This is a genomic window from Psychrobacter piechaudii (assembly GCF_900162825.1).
Classification (GTDB): Bacteria; Pseudomonadota; Gammaproteobacteria; order Pseudomonadales; family Moraxellaceae; genus Psychrobacter; species Psychrobacter piechaudii.
In genome coordinates this window covers 1-14307 of sequence record NZ_FUGE01000033.1, presented here as the reverse complement: position 1 = coordinate 14307, position 14307 = coordinate 1, and the positions used below count along the sequence as shown (strand labels likewise).

Annotated in this window: 13 protein-coding genes; 5 read left to right on the top strand and 8 right to left on the bottom strand. The window is 43.2% G+C overall.

Annotated elements, in window-relative coordinates:
• Window positions 1–201, top strand: a 201-nt coding sequence (locus tag A1019T_RS00685) for a zinc ribbon domain-containing protein (RefSeq protein WP_143514052.1), incomplete at its 5' end; no start/stop codon positions are given.
• A gap of 63 nt (window positions 202–264) precedes the next feature.
• Here A1019T_RS00685 and gorA read toward each other — a convergent pair.
• From gorA to A1019T_RS00660, 5 genes are all read right to left on the bottom strand, one after another.
• Window positions 265–1620, bottom strand: a complete 1356-nt coding sequence (gene gorA / locus A1019T_RS00680; RefSeq protein ID WP_077449976.1) for a glutathione-disulfide reductase — start codon at window positions 1618–1620, stop codon at window positions 265–267.
• A 210-nt stretch (window positions 1621–1830) separates the two neighbouring features.
• Window positions 1831–2283, bottom strand: a complete 453-nt coding sequence (locus tag A1019T_RS00675; protein WP_077449975.1) for a threonine/serine exporter family protein — start codon at window positions 2281–2283, stop codon at window positions 1831–1833.
• Between the two features lies 1 nt (window position 2284).
• Complete coding sequence (locus tag A1019T_RS00670; RefSeq protein ID WP_077449974.1) at window positions 2285–3073, bottom strand: threonine/serine exporter family protein; 789 nt, start codon at window positions 3071–3073, stop codon at window positions 2285–2287.
• A gap of 207 nt (window positions 3074–3280) precedes the next feature.
• Window positions 3281–4282: a DUF368 domain-containing protein gene (locus A1019T_RS00665; protein WP_077449973.1), complete on the bottom strand. Its 1002-nt coding sequence runs from the start codon at window positions 4280–4282 to the stop codon at window positions 3281–3283.
• Between the two features lie 237 nt (window positions 4283–4519).
• Window positions 4520–5152 (bottom strand): nitroreductase family protein, encoded by a 633-nt coding sequence (locus tag A1019T_RS00660; protein WP_077449972.1) that lies wholly within the window; start codon window positions 5150–5152, stop codon window positions 4520–4522.
• A 188-nt stretch (window positions 5153–5340) separates the two neighbouring features.
• Here A1019T_RS00660 and A1019T_RS00655 point away from each other — a divergent pair, with 188 nt between their 5' ends.
• Window positions 5341–5622, top strand: a complete 282-nt coding sequence (locus tag A1019T_RS00655) for a DUF503 domain-containing protein (RefSeq protein ID WP_077449971.1) — start codon at window positions 5341–5343, stop codon at window positions 5620–5622.
• Between the two features lie 477 nt (window positions 5623–6099).
• On the opposite strand, the gene A1019T_RS00650 is transcribed toward A1019T_RS00655, so the two are convergent.
• Window positions 6100–7200 (bottom strand): ArsO family NAD(P)H-dependent flavin-containing monooxygenase, encoded by a 1101-nt coding sequence (locus A1019T_RS00650; protein ID WP_077449970.1) that lies wholly within the window; start codon window positions 7198–7200, stop codon window positions 6100–6102.
• A 124-nt stretch (window positions 7201–7324) separates the two neighbouring features.
• Entirely contained in the window at window positions 7325–10306 is a 2982-nt protein-coding gene (gene uvrA, locus A1019T_RS00645) for an excinuclease ABC subunit UvrA (RefSeq protein WP_077449969.1), read from the bottom strand.
• Window positions 10307–10732: 426 nt separating this feature from the next.
• Between uvrA and A1019T_RS00640 the strand changes: the two genes are divergently transcribed.
• Together A1019T_RS00640 and ssb are read left to right on the top strand one after the other, a co-directional pair.
• A complete protein-coding gene (locus A1019T_RS00640) occupies window positions 10733–12097 on the top strand; it encodes an MFS transporter (protein WP_077449968.1) in 1365 nt (454 codons plus the stop codon).
• A 107-nt stretch (window positions 12098–12204) separates the two neighbouring features.
• Window positions 12205–12891, top strand: coding sequence for a single-stranded DNA-binding protein (gene ssb / locus A1019T_RS00635; protein WP_077449967.1), 687 nt, complete (start codon window positions 12205–12207; stop codon window positions 12889–12891).
• Between the two features lie 161 nt (window positions 12892–13052).
• Here the strand turns inward: ssb and A1019T_RS00630 are convergent, their stop codons facing one another.
• Window positions 13053–13931, bottom strand: coding sequence for an IS982 family transposase (locus A1019T_RS00630; RefSeq protein ID WP_077449966.1), 879 nt, complete (start codon window positions 13929–13931; stop codon window positions 13053–13055).
• 112 nt (window positions 13932–14043) lie between these two features.
• Between A1019T_RS00630 and A1019T_RS00625 the strand changes: the two genes are divergently transcribed.
• Window positions 14044–14307, top strand: a 264-nt coding sequence (locus tag A1019T_RS00625) for a helix-turn-helix domain-containing protein (RefSeq protein ID WP_143514051.1), incomplete at its 3' end; no start/stop codon positions are given.

Genomic DNA, 14307 nt, shown 5'->3' with positions numbered 1-14307 from the left:
GTAAATGAGAGTTACACTACCCAGACCTGCTCGTGCTGCCATAAAATAAGTGACAGTAGTCCAAAAGGTAGAGCAGGTTTGCGAATAAGAGGATGGACTTGTGCTGAGTGTGGCACATGGCATGATAGAGATATCAATGCTGCTAAGAACATCCTTGCGGTCGGGCTTGACCGTCTAGCTGTAGGAATCCCCTCGGTTTAGCGAGGGGAGGAGGTCAAAGACGGGCATCAACAATAATTAATCGATGCCAAAGCTGGCAGTAAATTAGCGCATAGTCACGAATTCTTCAGCACCAGTAGGGTGAATGGCGACCGTATTATCGAAGTCCGCTTTGGTTGCGCCCATCTTAATGGCCACAGCAAACCCTTGAATCATTTCATCAACGCCAAAACCAATACCATGTAGACCAATCACTTTTTCTTCTTCGCCTAAGCAGACCAGTTTCATGGTACATTTTTGACGGTGCTGGGTCACCGCACTGTACATGGGCGTAAAGGTAGAGTTGTAGCATTTGATAGCGTTTTCACCATATTGCTCAATCGCCTGCATCTCAGACATACCAATGGTACCGATCGGAGGATGAGTAAAGATTACTGTAGGCACCAAGTCATAATCTAAGTGCTCATCAGGCTTATTATTAAACAGGCGCTCAGATAAGCGGCGACCAGCGGCAATGGCCACAGGAGTTAGGTCAATACTGTTTTCGATAATATCGCCAACGGAATAAATGCCTTCAACATTGGTGTTTTGGTATTTATCGACTTTAATTTTGCCGATAGAGTTGGTCTCTACACCGGTCACTTCTAAATTAATGTTATCTGTATTAGGTCTGCGACCGATAGCCCAAATTAAGCAGTCCACAGTGTTGCTGCGACCATCTTCTAAATTAAGGGTTAGGCTGCCATCTTCATTTTTGATAACTTCTTTTAAAGTGCTGTGGGTATGTAGCTCGATACCCTCATTGCTCATCTCTTCAAGTAAGACGTTAACGATGCTGTGGTCAAAAGAGCGTAGGGGAGAGTGTTGACGCACATATAAATCTACCTCTGAACCTAAGCTGCGTAAAACACCCGCGATTTCAACAGCGATATAACCCGCGCCAACGATAGCAACTCGCTCAGGCAGCTCCTCTAGAGCAAAGAAACCGTCAGAATCAATACCATACTCAGCCCCTTTAATGTCTGGGAAAACAGGGCGGCCACCGGTCGCAATTAAGATATGATCAGCAGTAATGTGCTCGCCGTTTACTTCAACGGTTTTTGCGTCCACAAATTTGGCATAGCCTTGAATTACTTCAACATTATTTTTGGCCAAGTTATTGTCATATGAGCGGTGGATATTACCAATATATTTCTGACGGGTCTCGACTAGTTTTTTGAAGTCAAAACCTTTTACATCGACATCAAAGCCATAATCGGGGGCATATTTGTGCATGGCTTCAGCGACTTGAGCACCATACCACATAACTTTTTTGGGCACACAGCCTAAGTTTACACAAGTGCCGCCTAAGTGATTGTCCTCAATGATGGCGCATTTTTTACCATACATAGCGGCTCGGTTGATAGAAGCAATGCCGCCACTACCGCCACCAATGGCGATATAGTCATAATGTCTACTCATAGCAAGTCCTTTATTATTTGTGATTATTAATGGGATATCATTTATTCAAAGATAGAGATAATTGTAAGGGTAATTGCCCCTAGTGTTTAGCTGAAAGGTATATCTTTAACCAAAACAATACCATTCGCGCCTAACAATGTCAGCACTATACTAACTTAATCAGGGCAGATTTTATTTAAACAATAGGATGCTTTAAACGAGTAGGTCACTCTAAACAATAGGGCGACGTCGATAAAAGAATAATCCAGGGATAGACAGACCCAATACTAAACCTGAGGTGATAAATAAAGCTTCAAAAAGATAGGTCAGCATCTGGCTAAATAAAGCATCAGAAAAACCAAAATAGCCAATTTGAACCATACTCACCATGGCCTTATAAGCGGCAATACCCGGCATCATACAAATGACACTTGGGGAGATAAGGGCTTTGGGCGGTAAAGTATATTTTTTGGAGAAATAAACCCCCAAAAAGCTGGCGAGCATGGCGCCAAAGAAGCTGGCAGTAGCAAGATGAACTTCGTGGTTGACCAAGGCTGTTTTTAGTCCAAACCCGCAAGCTGTCATTAGCAAACAAGGCAGAATGTAGCGCTTAGGTACCGTGAACATTAAGGTCCAGCCCAGGGTAATTATACAAGACAGTAAAACACTCTCAATAAACCCCATCTTAAAACCCCCAGTGCTTAATACTAAGTAGCAGTAGTGCCATCACAATGCCCACACCAGCAGAGAGCGTCAGCATATAAGTAAAAACTGCGCGGCCAATACCGATATTGATATAACCCTTTAAGATATCTGATAAAGAGTTAATAAGAGGGAAGCTGGGTACCAGCAACAAAACACTTGAGGCCACCGCAATATCCGCATTATTGCCAATATCGAAGTAGTAGGTGGTTGCCCCAATCACTGAAGCGATAAAGGCAGTAATAATCACCGTAATAAAGGGGTTGAAATACTGCTTTGATAAAAAGATACGCGTGAGCATCGCCACCATGCCTGCCACAAAAGTGACCACAGTAATAGACCAACTGCCGCCATTTAAGAAGGCAAAGGCGGCGCAGGACCCTCCGACAAATAGCGCAACCAGCCAGCTGGGGTAGACAGTTTTATCCAGTTCGTTAAAGGCTTGAGTAGTGATATCGACCAGTTCCTCACTACAGACCGAGGCTTCGGTTTTATTCACAATCTGCTGAATTTGTACCAATAGATTCACATTAATACTTTGGTTCGCTGTATCACGAGTGGTGGTGATACAGCGCTCATTATAGATAGTAGTGAGGGTGAGAGCATTAAAGCCCAGAGCGCATTCGACGCTGTCCATCCCTAAGGCCAAGCCTAAACGCTTAGATAAATCCACCACAACAGCAGACTCGGCTCCATACTGCATCAATAATAGTCCGCAGCGCACACACAATCGGGTAATAAGCTGTTGCTTGGCGTAAGTGATAGAGGTCATGGACAATAGGCACACAAGGGTAAAAAGTGGAAAAGACTAGTGAATGATAAAGCTTAAGATAACGCTTATAAAAAGCTGGTAAAAAGAGTTAGTAAAAAGCTATTAAAAAGAGTTAGTAAAAAAGGGCTAGTCTAGATAAGTTCAAGAGCTAGCCCCTGTTTAACTTGGGTCTGTTACAGCTATCAACAGGCTTAAGAATTGCCTTCATTAGTGGGTAACGCTTTTGGTCTTATTGCCCCAAACAGATAGCGCAGTGACCAAAACAGCTCCCAAAATCATCAACCCTAGGGTGACTAGCCACTGCGCGCCAGTGGGATAGTTCCAAGGGGCTACGTTATGAATAGCGTCACTGTTTAAGGTGCCCAAAGCATCAACTTTCCACGGCCATACTTTTACCAAGGAGCCCGCAATAAAGCCGGTTAATAAAGCCAATGTGCCTTGGTAGTAACGCGATAATAACCATTTAAGGGCTCGTGTAAATAGCAGTAATCCTGTAATCATACCCGCCATCAAAGTAAAAATAATGGGAAGGTTAAAGCTATGAACGGCCTCTAGTACTCTATCATACACGCCCAGTAACAATAAGATAAATGAGCCTGAGATACCAGGTAATATCATGGCACAGATGGCAATAGCACCAGAAAAAAATATATACGGCAAGCTAGGTTCAGTGGTGATCAAAGGCATACTGCTAATACCCACCGCTGCCACAATACCGAAAATAAATAATCCAGCCCGTGCCACATTCCAACGTTTTATTTCGCCTAATAATATGCCCACGGTTGCAACAACCAACCCAAAAAAGAATGACCAAATTAATAACGGTTGGTTGTCTAATAAGTACTTAATGAATCCTGATAAAGTCGCAAAGCTGGTAGCAATACCTAACACTAGAACCAGTAAAAACGTGGCATCTACATGGCGCCAGATGTCCAGTAGCCCTTTAATACCGCCTTGACGGCGATATACTTGCCACAAGTTGGGACCAATGCTGCCGATGGCATTAATTAAACGCTCATAAATACCTGCGATAAGGGCGATTGTGCCGCCGGAAACACCCGGAACGATGTCAGCAGCGCCCATGGCCATACCTTTGATGTAGGTGGTTACCAAGTCTTTTGGGCTGTCTTTAGCGGTTAAATCTGTATTGGGTTGTACAGAAGGTGACGACTCTGGTAATGAAGATCGCTGTGAATTGGGTGCCGTCATCGACATTCCTTTCTAGATAATGATTAAAGATGATAATAGACAAAGGGAATAAAATATAAAGGTGATAATAAAGGGTTATGCTATTTAAGCAAGCCTGCATTTTACCGCATCTGTTTCGTTTCAGGTTTTGTTTATTGATGAAAAATTTATGCTTTATTTTAACCGGCTGTGGTCATAAAGCAAAAAGGTCATTCTCGAAAGAATGACCTTTTTTGACTCAAAGACACAACCAGAAGCTTAGTAGTTAATGACAAAGTCTTCTGTTGGTAGACGAACTTTAGCCATAGAGCCTACCCAATCGCGCTCAGGGTCAGCCACACCGACATAAATTAGGGCAATACTCTTTAGACCTAATTTATCAAGCTCAAGTACCTCATCAACCAAATCAGTGCTAAACCCTTCAGCAGGGCAGCTATCAACTTTCAATTCAGCGGCTTGAGCTAGTGCTAAGCCCATTGCAATATAGGCTTGTCTGGCGATGTGCTCAAAGTTCTCTTCAGCACTTTTGCTGCCCACATAGGCTTTTAACTGATCGGTATAGCTACTAAAGCGACCGCGAGGTAAGCCACGTTTGTCCGTGGTCATGTCATAGACCTCATCAATCTTTTGCTCGCTATAGTCTTTCCAACCGGCAAAGATAAGTACGTGTGAGCACTCTTGCATACACTCAGGGTTTAACGCCCCTTTGACCAGTTTGTTTTTAATGTCTTGGTCTTCAACAACCAATAAGCGAAAGGGTTGTAGACCTGAAGAAGTCGGTGCCAATCTGGCTGCTTCAACAATCTTATCAATATTTTCTTGGCTTACTGTTTCATTTGGTTTAAATGCTTTTACCGCATGACGCCAGTTTAGATCTTCTAGTAATGACATGGTTGCCCTTAATTATTATCTAGTTTTGAATTTTTTTAGACGAATGAATTGTGTATCTTTTACACAAGTTATAGATGAGGATGACATTACTTTTTACAACAGGATAAGGTTCGCCATTAACTAACTTTAACAATTTAACGGAATTCTTTGTTACAGTTGATTCTAGAAGCTATTTATAGGAGAAAAACATGCATATCGGAATACTAACCCTAACGTTCTCATTGCCTGGTTGTGCCTCGCTAAAAGAAAAGCGGATGCGTATGGGCGGATTGCATGAGCGTTTTGGGCGTAATCCCGCAGTGGCAGTTAGTGAAAGTGGAGAGCGTAATCGCCATGACTCCAGTGAATGGACGTTTGTGGTAGTGGGATTGTCTAAGCGTGAGATTGAGTCCGAGTTTAGTCAGATTGAGGATAAAATTCAGCGGGTGGTTGAGGCAAGGATTATGGATGTCCGGCGTGAGTTTATTTAGCTGAAATGTTAATTAGCCAAAAGGAATAACCTGCATTTAATTTTATATTATTAGAGTTTTAGTTTTTTATCTGTTACTAGTTAGGTATAGTAAATAGTTGATAGATCCTCTTTTATAACAAGAGATTTCCCAGTCAATGCCTAAGCTAGATTAAGTGGATTATAGCAACGGTAATTAAGCTTAATCTGAATAAAAAAACTCTAGGCTATAAAACATGAAAAAATTTCCGAGATTTGTTATTTACTGCTTATTGACCCCTTCAGTAGGTGCATTGATATTCAATTTATACCTTTTGATTTCAATACAATTCAATTCAGAAAGTGTATTTGCAATTCCTGATGATTTTTTAAGTAGTGTTTTGTTACCTATAGTAGGATCGCCATTGTTAGGTTTGCTTTATTTTATCCCGGCCTTACTTACTTATGTTTTTGCGGAAATATTATTGGTTCAAGTTAAAAATAAAAGGCATCAAGTCCATTACGACTCATTCTTCAAAAACTCAACCAAAGCCGGCACATTCTCCCGTGCACTACGCCCAGCCCCAATAATGGTGGCTGAAGCAGGGCTGACCCAGTCGCCATAGCCAAATAACCACAGACGTGGCTCTTTAACAGATTGGCCGTGTTCGGTTAATACTTTGCTATCATCTTCAATTACATCCAATGGTGCTAAATGCTCAAGCTCAGGATTAAAGCCAGTACACCAAATAATCGCATCTATTGATTCTTCCTCACCATCAGACCAAACCACCCCTTGCTCAGTTAGGCGATCAAACATAGGCTTTGTGGTGAGTAATCCTTTATCTCGGGCTTGTTTAACTGGTGGCATCATTACGATATCTCCTTTGGGAGCATGCGAATCTTGTGCATTACTTTCATCTTCAGCACCATCACTGGCATTATTCTTGATACGCTGTGTGGCTCTTTCAAAAAGAACACGACCGTCAACATCATCGGGAAGAAATTGTGGCGGTTCACGGGTTACCCAACTGGCATCAGCGACTTCAGCCAATTCTGCAAAGATTTGTGCGCCTGAGTTACCAGCACCGACCACCAAAACTCGTTTGTCTTGATAAGCTTCTGGACCAACGTAGTGGGCGGAGTGGATTTGTTCCCCTTGGAAGTCTTGGCTTCCTTCAATCTCTAGAATGTAAGGATTACTCCAAATCCCGGTAGCGCTGACAACGGCTCTTGCAAGCCAGGTAAACTTGCCATCGCTGACTTGCAAGCAATCGTTTTCATCATCACGCTCTACGCTTTGTATCTCAAAAGGGCGGTAGATAGGTAGTTTGTAATGCTTTTCATAGTTATCAAAATAGCTTAAGACGTCTTCTAGATACGGACTGCTCTTGTCTTTAGCGGAGGTCATCATTCGACCCGGAAGGGAGCTTACTGACGCTGGCGAGAACAGTCGTAATGAAGGCCAAAAGTTTTGCCAGGCTCCGCCACTTCGAGGTTGATTGTCTAAGATAATAAAGTCGAGCTTGGCGCGTCTTAGATAGTAGCCAACTGCTAATCCTGCTTGACCGCTACCTATAACAATCACGTCGAATATTTTGGTGGTTGGTTTTGATGACATGGTTACCTCATATTTATTATTGAGTATGATTATAATTTAACATGACTAAAGGAATCTTCTACCCTTATAAAAAAGGCCATCCCAATAAGGACGGCCTTTTCTAATTTAAAAGCTCATAAATACTCTAAGAAGCTTCTTTCTCAAGCATGGGCTTTAAGAAATGACCGGTAAACGACGCTTCGTTATCCGCGACTTCCTCAGGGGTACCTTCAGCGATGATCATACCCCCGTTTTTACCGCCTTCAGGGCCTAGGTCGATGATCCAGTCAGCAGTCTTAATCACATCTAAGTTGTGCTCAATGACCACAATGGTATTACCCTTATCACGTAAGGCGTGCAGGATATTAAGCAATTTATAAATATCATGGAAATGCAGACCAGTGGTTGGCTCATCCAAGATATATAAAGTCTGACCAGTATCACGTTTGGCAAGCTCACGAGCCAGCTTAACCCGTTGCGCCTCACCCCCTGATAAAGTAGGAGCAGACTGACCTAGACGGATATAGCTTAAGCCAACATCCATAAGTGCTTCAAGACGACGGTGAATTGGTGGAATTGCTGAGAAGAATTCAGTCGCATCTTCCACAGTCATCTCTAATACTTCTGCGATGCTCTTGCCTTTGTAATGAATCTCCAGCGTCTCACGGTTATAGCGCTTGCCATGACAGCTGTCGCAAGGCACATACATATCGGGTAAGAAATGCATCTCAACTTTGATTAAGCCATCACCCTGACAGGTCTCACAACGACCGCCTTTGACGTTAAAGCTGAATCGACCGGCCTTATAACCGCGCGCTTTAGCTTCTGGCGTCTGAGCGAATAAATCACGGATAGGGGTAAACACACCAGTATAAGTCGCAGGGTTTGAGCGAGGCGTACGGCCAATAGGACTCTGGTCGATATCGACCATTTTATCTAAGTACTCAAGACCAGTAATACTTTCATATTTATCAGGCACCAAAGTTGAAGCATTGTTCAACTGAGTGGCTGCCAATGGCATAAGCGTACGGTTAATCAAGGTTGATTTACCCGAGCCTGATACCCCTGTAATACAGGTAAAGGTACCGATAGGAATGATTAAATCCACATCTTGTAAGTTATTACCATTGGCGCCTTTTAGCTCGATTTGCATTGGAACTATGTTCTTCGCTTTGGGCTTAGCGTTTTTCGCTGCTTTGGCTGCGGCCGCCGCTTTGGCTTTACCAATTGGCATAATGCGCGCTCTTTCAGGCGAGTTATTTAGGTCAATGGTTTTGGCTTTATGACGGGTCTTAGGAATCTCGATTTTTCTTTTACCCGATAGATATTGACCTGTCAGAGACTCCTCAACGTCCATAATCTCTTGCATAGTGCCTTCAGCAATGACATGACCGCCATGCACACCCGCACCAACGCCAATATCGATCACATGGTCAGCCTGACGAATGGCATCTTCATCATGCTCAACGACCAAAACAGTGTTGCCTAGGTCACGTAAGCGAACCAGCGTCTGTAATAAGCGGTCATTATCGCGCTGATGCAGACCGATAGACGGCTCATCAAGTACGTACATCACACCCATTAAGCCAGCACCAATCTGGCTAGCAAGACGAATACGTTGTGCTTCACCCCCAGATAGGGTTTCCGCTGAACGGGCAAGGTTTAGATAATCTAGACCTACACTCACAAGGAAATTAAGACGCTCATTAATCTCTTTAAAGATTTTTTCGCTAATCTCACCTTTTGAACCGCCCATCTGTAAGTCTTTATAATAGTCGGCTGCATCTCCAATCGATAGCTGCACGATATCGGCAATGCCTTTCCCATCAACTCGGACGTTACGCGCAATCTCATTTAAGCGAGCGCCATCACAAACGTTACAGGTAGTATCGGCTAAGTATTTGGCCAACTCATCGCGCACAAAGTTACTTTGGGTCTTGGCATAACGGCGCTCAAGATAAGGCAGCACTCCCTCAAATGGTGTGGTTTTTTTGGTTTTACGACCACGTTCATCAGTAAAGTTAAACTCAATTTTTTCTTTACCAGAGCCCTTTAGTATAATGTCACGGTGCTCTTTTGAAATCTCCTGCCAAGGCAAGTCCATGTCTATTTTGAAGTGATTAGCAACCGTAGTTAATAGCCCGAAATAGTAGGCATGGCGTTTGTCCCAGCCATTAATAGCGCCTTGATTTAGTGACTTCTCAGGGTTAGTAACTAATTTTTCAGCCGAGAAGTACTGACGCTTACCTAAGCCATCACAAGCGGGACACGCTCCGTAAGGATTGTTAAAACTAAACAGACGCGGTTCCAGCTCTGATACAGCTCGGTCACAGACAGGGCAAGAGTGTTTGGCCGATAGAATTTGGTCATCAATGTTTTGATTAGACGCCTCAGGATTGGGATTGCCATCCATATAATGCAAGATGGCCAAGTCGTTACCTAAGCGTAGAGCCGTTTCCAAACTTTCAGCAACGCGGTTACCTAAATCATCACGCACTTTGAAGCGGTCCACGACCACCTCAATGGTGTGTTTTTTATTCTTCTCAAGCGCCGGCAGTTCGTCCATATCATAGACATGACCGTCCACACGGACACGGACGAAACCTTGACCGACCAATTGCTCTAACAAAACAATATGCTCACCCTTACGTTCCCGTATCACAGGTGCCAAAATCATCAGCTTAGTGCCTTCTGGCAAGGCCATGATTTCATCAACCATTTCAGTAATGGTTTGTGCCACCATGGGCTCATTATGCACCGGACAATACGGAGTACCGACGCGCGCATATAATAGGCGCAGGTAGTCATAAATCTCAGTAATGGTACCGACAGTTGAGCGTGGGTTGTGGTTGGTCGACTTCTGTTCAATAGCGATAGCTGGTGACAAGCCTTCGATGCTATCGACTTCGGGTTTATCCATTTGTGATAAGAACTGACGTGCATACGCCGACAAGCTCTCGACATAGCGGCGTTGGCCTTCAGCATATAAAGTATCAAATGCCAGTGAGGACTTACCAGAGCCTGATAAGCCAGTGATGACCACGAATTTATCACGTGGAATGTCAATATCGATGTTCTTTAAATTATGGGTGCGTGCTCCGCGAATCTTAATGTGTTCGTGTGCCATATAGTGCCTTTGTTATTGAATTTTAAGCTGTTAGGTTTTTACAATTTTAGATAATAATTTGGTGTATCAATGAGTTGGTTTTGGGAACGATAGTTGTTCGCTCAGATTAGGTAATAGAGTTAATTAAATATTAATAGTCAGTTATACAAAATGTGTTGGGCGGACAGTGGGTATGTGAACGAACAGCCCTGGGTTGTTTATGGTCATAATTTAGCTGAAATTCAAGTAGCTAGAATGCAGTGAGAAGGCTTATAAGTGCCTTGCAAGTCACCAACTGTATTTATAACGCATGAGGTTCACCCCATATTTTATCTGTATACATTATAATGTACGCTTACCAACATCATTGTCTGTTAAGTGCCGATAAGAGGTATTTAAATTGTTAAGCGGACAAAATCAGTGATTGAGATAGGATGAGACAGTAGCATGAATAGCATCGAGAAACGGGCCATTGGTAGTATAGGTGGCATATTTGCCTTGCGGATGATCGGGCTGTTTATGATTGTGCCAGTATTTTCAGTATATGGCAGTAACTATGCCCATGCCACGCCGTTTTTAATTGGCTTAGCAGTGGGTATTTATGGTTTGGGTCAAGCCATATTTCAAATCCCTATGAGTATGGCTGCGGACAAATTCCCGCGCAAACCCATGATATTCTTTGGACTGCTGTTATTTGCTATTGGTGGAATAGTTGCAGCAACGGCCACCGATATTTACGGAGTTATTATTGGTCGGGCGTTAGCAGGTAGTGGCGCGGTATCTGGGGTGATGATGGCGCTGCTTGCTGATGTAACCCGTGAACAGCAACGCACTAAAGCCATGGCAACCATGGGCTTAACCATCGCAACCTCCATCATGTTGTCGTTTGCTTTAGGGCCAATGATGGTCGCTTCAGTTGGCATGTCAGGTTTGTTTTGGTTAACAGCAGGGTTCGCCGTGCTGGCCATGTTGCTGTTATTGTTAGTGCCAACGCCAGTGCGAGTGCTGAAGCACAACCTTGATAACAAATCGATTGGGGCGCAGTTAAAAGAAGTCTTGGCGATTGCAGATTTAAACCGTCTGCATTTCGGTATTTTTGCGCTGCATTTGACCATGACCGCCATTTTTGTGATTGTACCGCATCAGCTTGGGGAAGTATTGGGCCTAGAACTACGTCAACAAGGTTTGGTGTACTTGCCATTATTATTTGTCGGGTTTGCCATCGCCATTCCGTTTATTATTATTGCTGAAAAAAAGCAAAAAATGCGCCAAGTATTCTTGTCAGCCATAGCGGTGATGGTGGCAGCCTTACTTAGTTTAACAGTAGGCAGCCAATATGGCATAGGCTTGATCTTGGGATTGGGACTGTATTTTATTGGCTTTAACTTATTGGAAGCGACCATCCCGTCTTGGATTTCTAAGAAAGCCCCTGTTGCTAATAAAGCAACAGCGATGGGGATTAACTCCTCCAGTCAGTTTTTGGGGGCTTTTTTCGGCGGTGCTTTAGGCGGTATGCTATTAAACCAAGGGGTTATGTTGTCTTGGGGATTACTCGGTGGGGTGATGGCACTGGCCTTATTATTAATCTTGCCCATTGCCCAGCCACCTTATCTTACCAGCACCACAATGGCCATTCCAAAACAGGCAGATTTATCGGCTTGGTCGCAGCAAGTTATGGGCGTTGATGGGGTCGATGAGGTGGTGGTTATGCCCAAAGATGGCGTGGCCTATTTAAAGTTAGACAAACAAAAGCTGACCGATAATTCACGACAATTACTGTCGCAACTAAACCAAACTAAGCTAGATATTTAATTAAAATTTCGGTACAGTGATGACATGTGCTATAAAGTAAGTTACAGATAGCTTTTATTAATCATTAGTTAATAATTTATTAAATAAATATATAAAAAGGAAGCCTTATGCGTGGTATTAACAAAGTAATTATTGTGGGTCATTTAGGGGCTGATCCTGAGACCCGTCAATTTAGTAATGGGGGCAGCGTCACTAATATTTCTGTGGCAACCTCTGAGCAGTGGACTGACAAACAAACCGGTGAGAAACGTGAAGCGACCGAATGGCATCGCATTTCATTGTTTAACCGTCTAGGTGAAATTGCGGCGCAGTATCTACGTAAAGGTAGCCAAGTTTATATCGAGGGCAGCTTACGTACTCGTAAATGGCAAGACCAGAATGGTCAAGATCGTTACACTACTGAGATTCGCGCTGATCAAATGCAAATGTTAGGTGGCGCTAGTGGCGGCGGTATGGGCGGTGGCACTGGTTACGCTGGTGGCCAATCAGGGCCAGGTGGTTATGGGAATCAAGGTGGTTTCCAGGGCGGTCAAGACCCACAAGGCGGTTTCCAAGGCCAGCAAGGTGGTGGATATCAAGGTCAACAAAGTGGCGGATACCAAGGCCAACAAGGTGGTGGGTATCAGGGCCAACAAGGTGGCAATCAAGGCGCTGGTAATAACCAAAATACCTTTGCTCCTCAAACTCCTGCTGCAGCACCACAGCCGGCTCCGGCTCCTGCGTTTAATAACCAAACTACCATTCCTGCGGGCGGCATGAGAGATACTCCTAAAGATGATGATATTCCATTCTAAATCTTATACAAAATAGGATTTAGCTAAAAATAAGCCCCACAAATTTGCGGGGCTTATTTTTTTTAAGAGTTTTTACTTTAAGCAGTCAATGGTGATGACAAAGAACGAATTAATACCAATTCCACAAAATAATATACAATATAACCAACTCAACCCCACTCTCAACACTTTATTAGCAATTCAAACTGAAGAGGCGGGTTACCAAGCTTTTTATTTAAAATAAAACAGAAGTTATGCGCTAGGATCTTACGCGTTAAACGATGAGACAAATGCCATAAATCTCTAGCACGTACTTTCTGTATATTAAAGCAGTCAGACAATTGACCAATAACAGTCTCAATATTACGTCGACAACGCATCAATCGATTAACATCAGACTTAGGTCTATTATCTGTCATATTGCGTCTTAGCGGTGTTTGCAAATCAATACCCTTTGATGCAAAGTGCTGTGTTAACTCAGGGCGGATATAACCTTTATCTGCACCTAGTAAACCATGAATATTATCAGCAACTTCTGGTGCAACATCACGCTCATCGATAGATGCCGATGCAAAGGTAAACCCTTTGATCATACCAGATAAGTTGATTAGCAAATGACCTGCAAAGCCATAATACTTCTCTTGCTTTGCAGCGCAGTAGCTAAAGCTTGCATCGGCTTTAAACGTTTTATGCCGATAAGCACGAGCATACTTGCAAACAGGTATCGGAAAACCATCAATAAAGTGAATGTTATCCTCTTGAGTTTGCGCAACTTGCTGGTGTATATGCTGTTTAACAAAGTGTAAGTTAGCACATTGTTTGGCGAAGTTAGGGTAAGAGCCAAGGTTTGGAAACCAAGACAGCCAGTGGTTTTTAAAGTATTGCCAGATTTGTTTATCTTGATCCATACCCATAAACTCACCCACCAGCTCCATACAGATAACTTCACTATCACTAAGTTTAGGCGCAAATCCGCCTCTTCTTAACGGTTTTTGAACGACTAAGTTGTAATATTGCTCTACCATTAGATAGATATTAATGATAAATTCGTCAAGTGGCATCTCATTGTCCTTGGTCTTCTTGGTCGAAAACTTTAAGGATAGTGAGGTGTCATTTTTTTTCAAGCCCTAAAAGTGTTGAGAGTGGGGTAACTCAACAACATAATAGAATCATATGCCGAAAAAGACCCCTAGAAATCATAAACTCACAGACCACGATTTTCTGCAATTATCTAAAACAGAAGGCAATGCCAGAGCGCGAATCAGACTACTCATGCTGCATCAACTGAGTCAAGGTCATCCTATAGCGACCGTAGCAGAGAACTTTGGCTACAACCCCAGAAGCGTCTATACCATAAGAAGGAAATACTGGTTGCATGGTATCACTAGTGTCTATGACGCAGCTGGCAGAGGCAGAAAGAGTCTTTTAGCAGAAAAA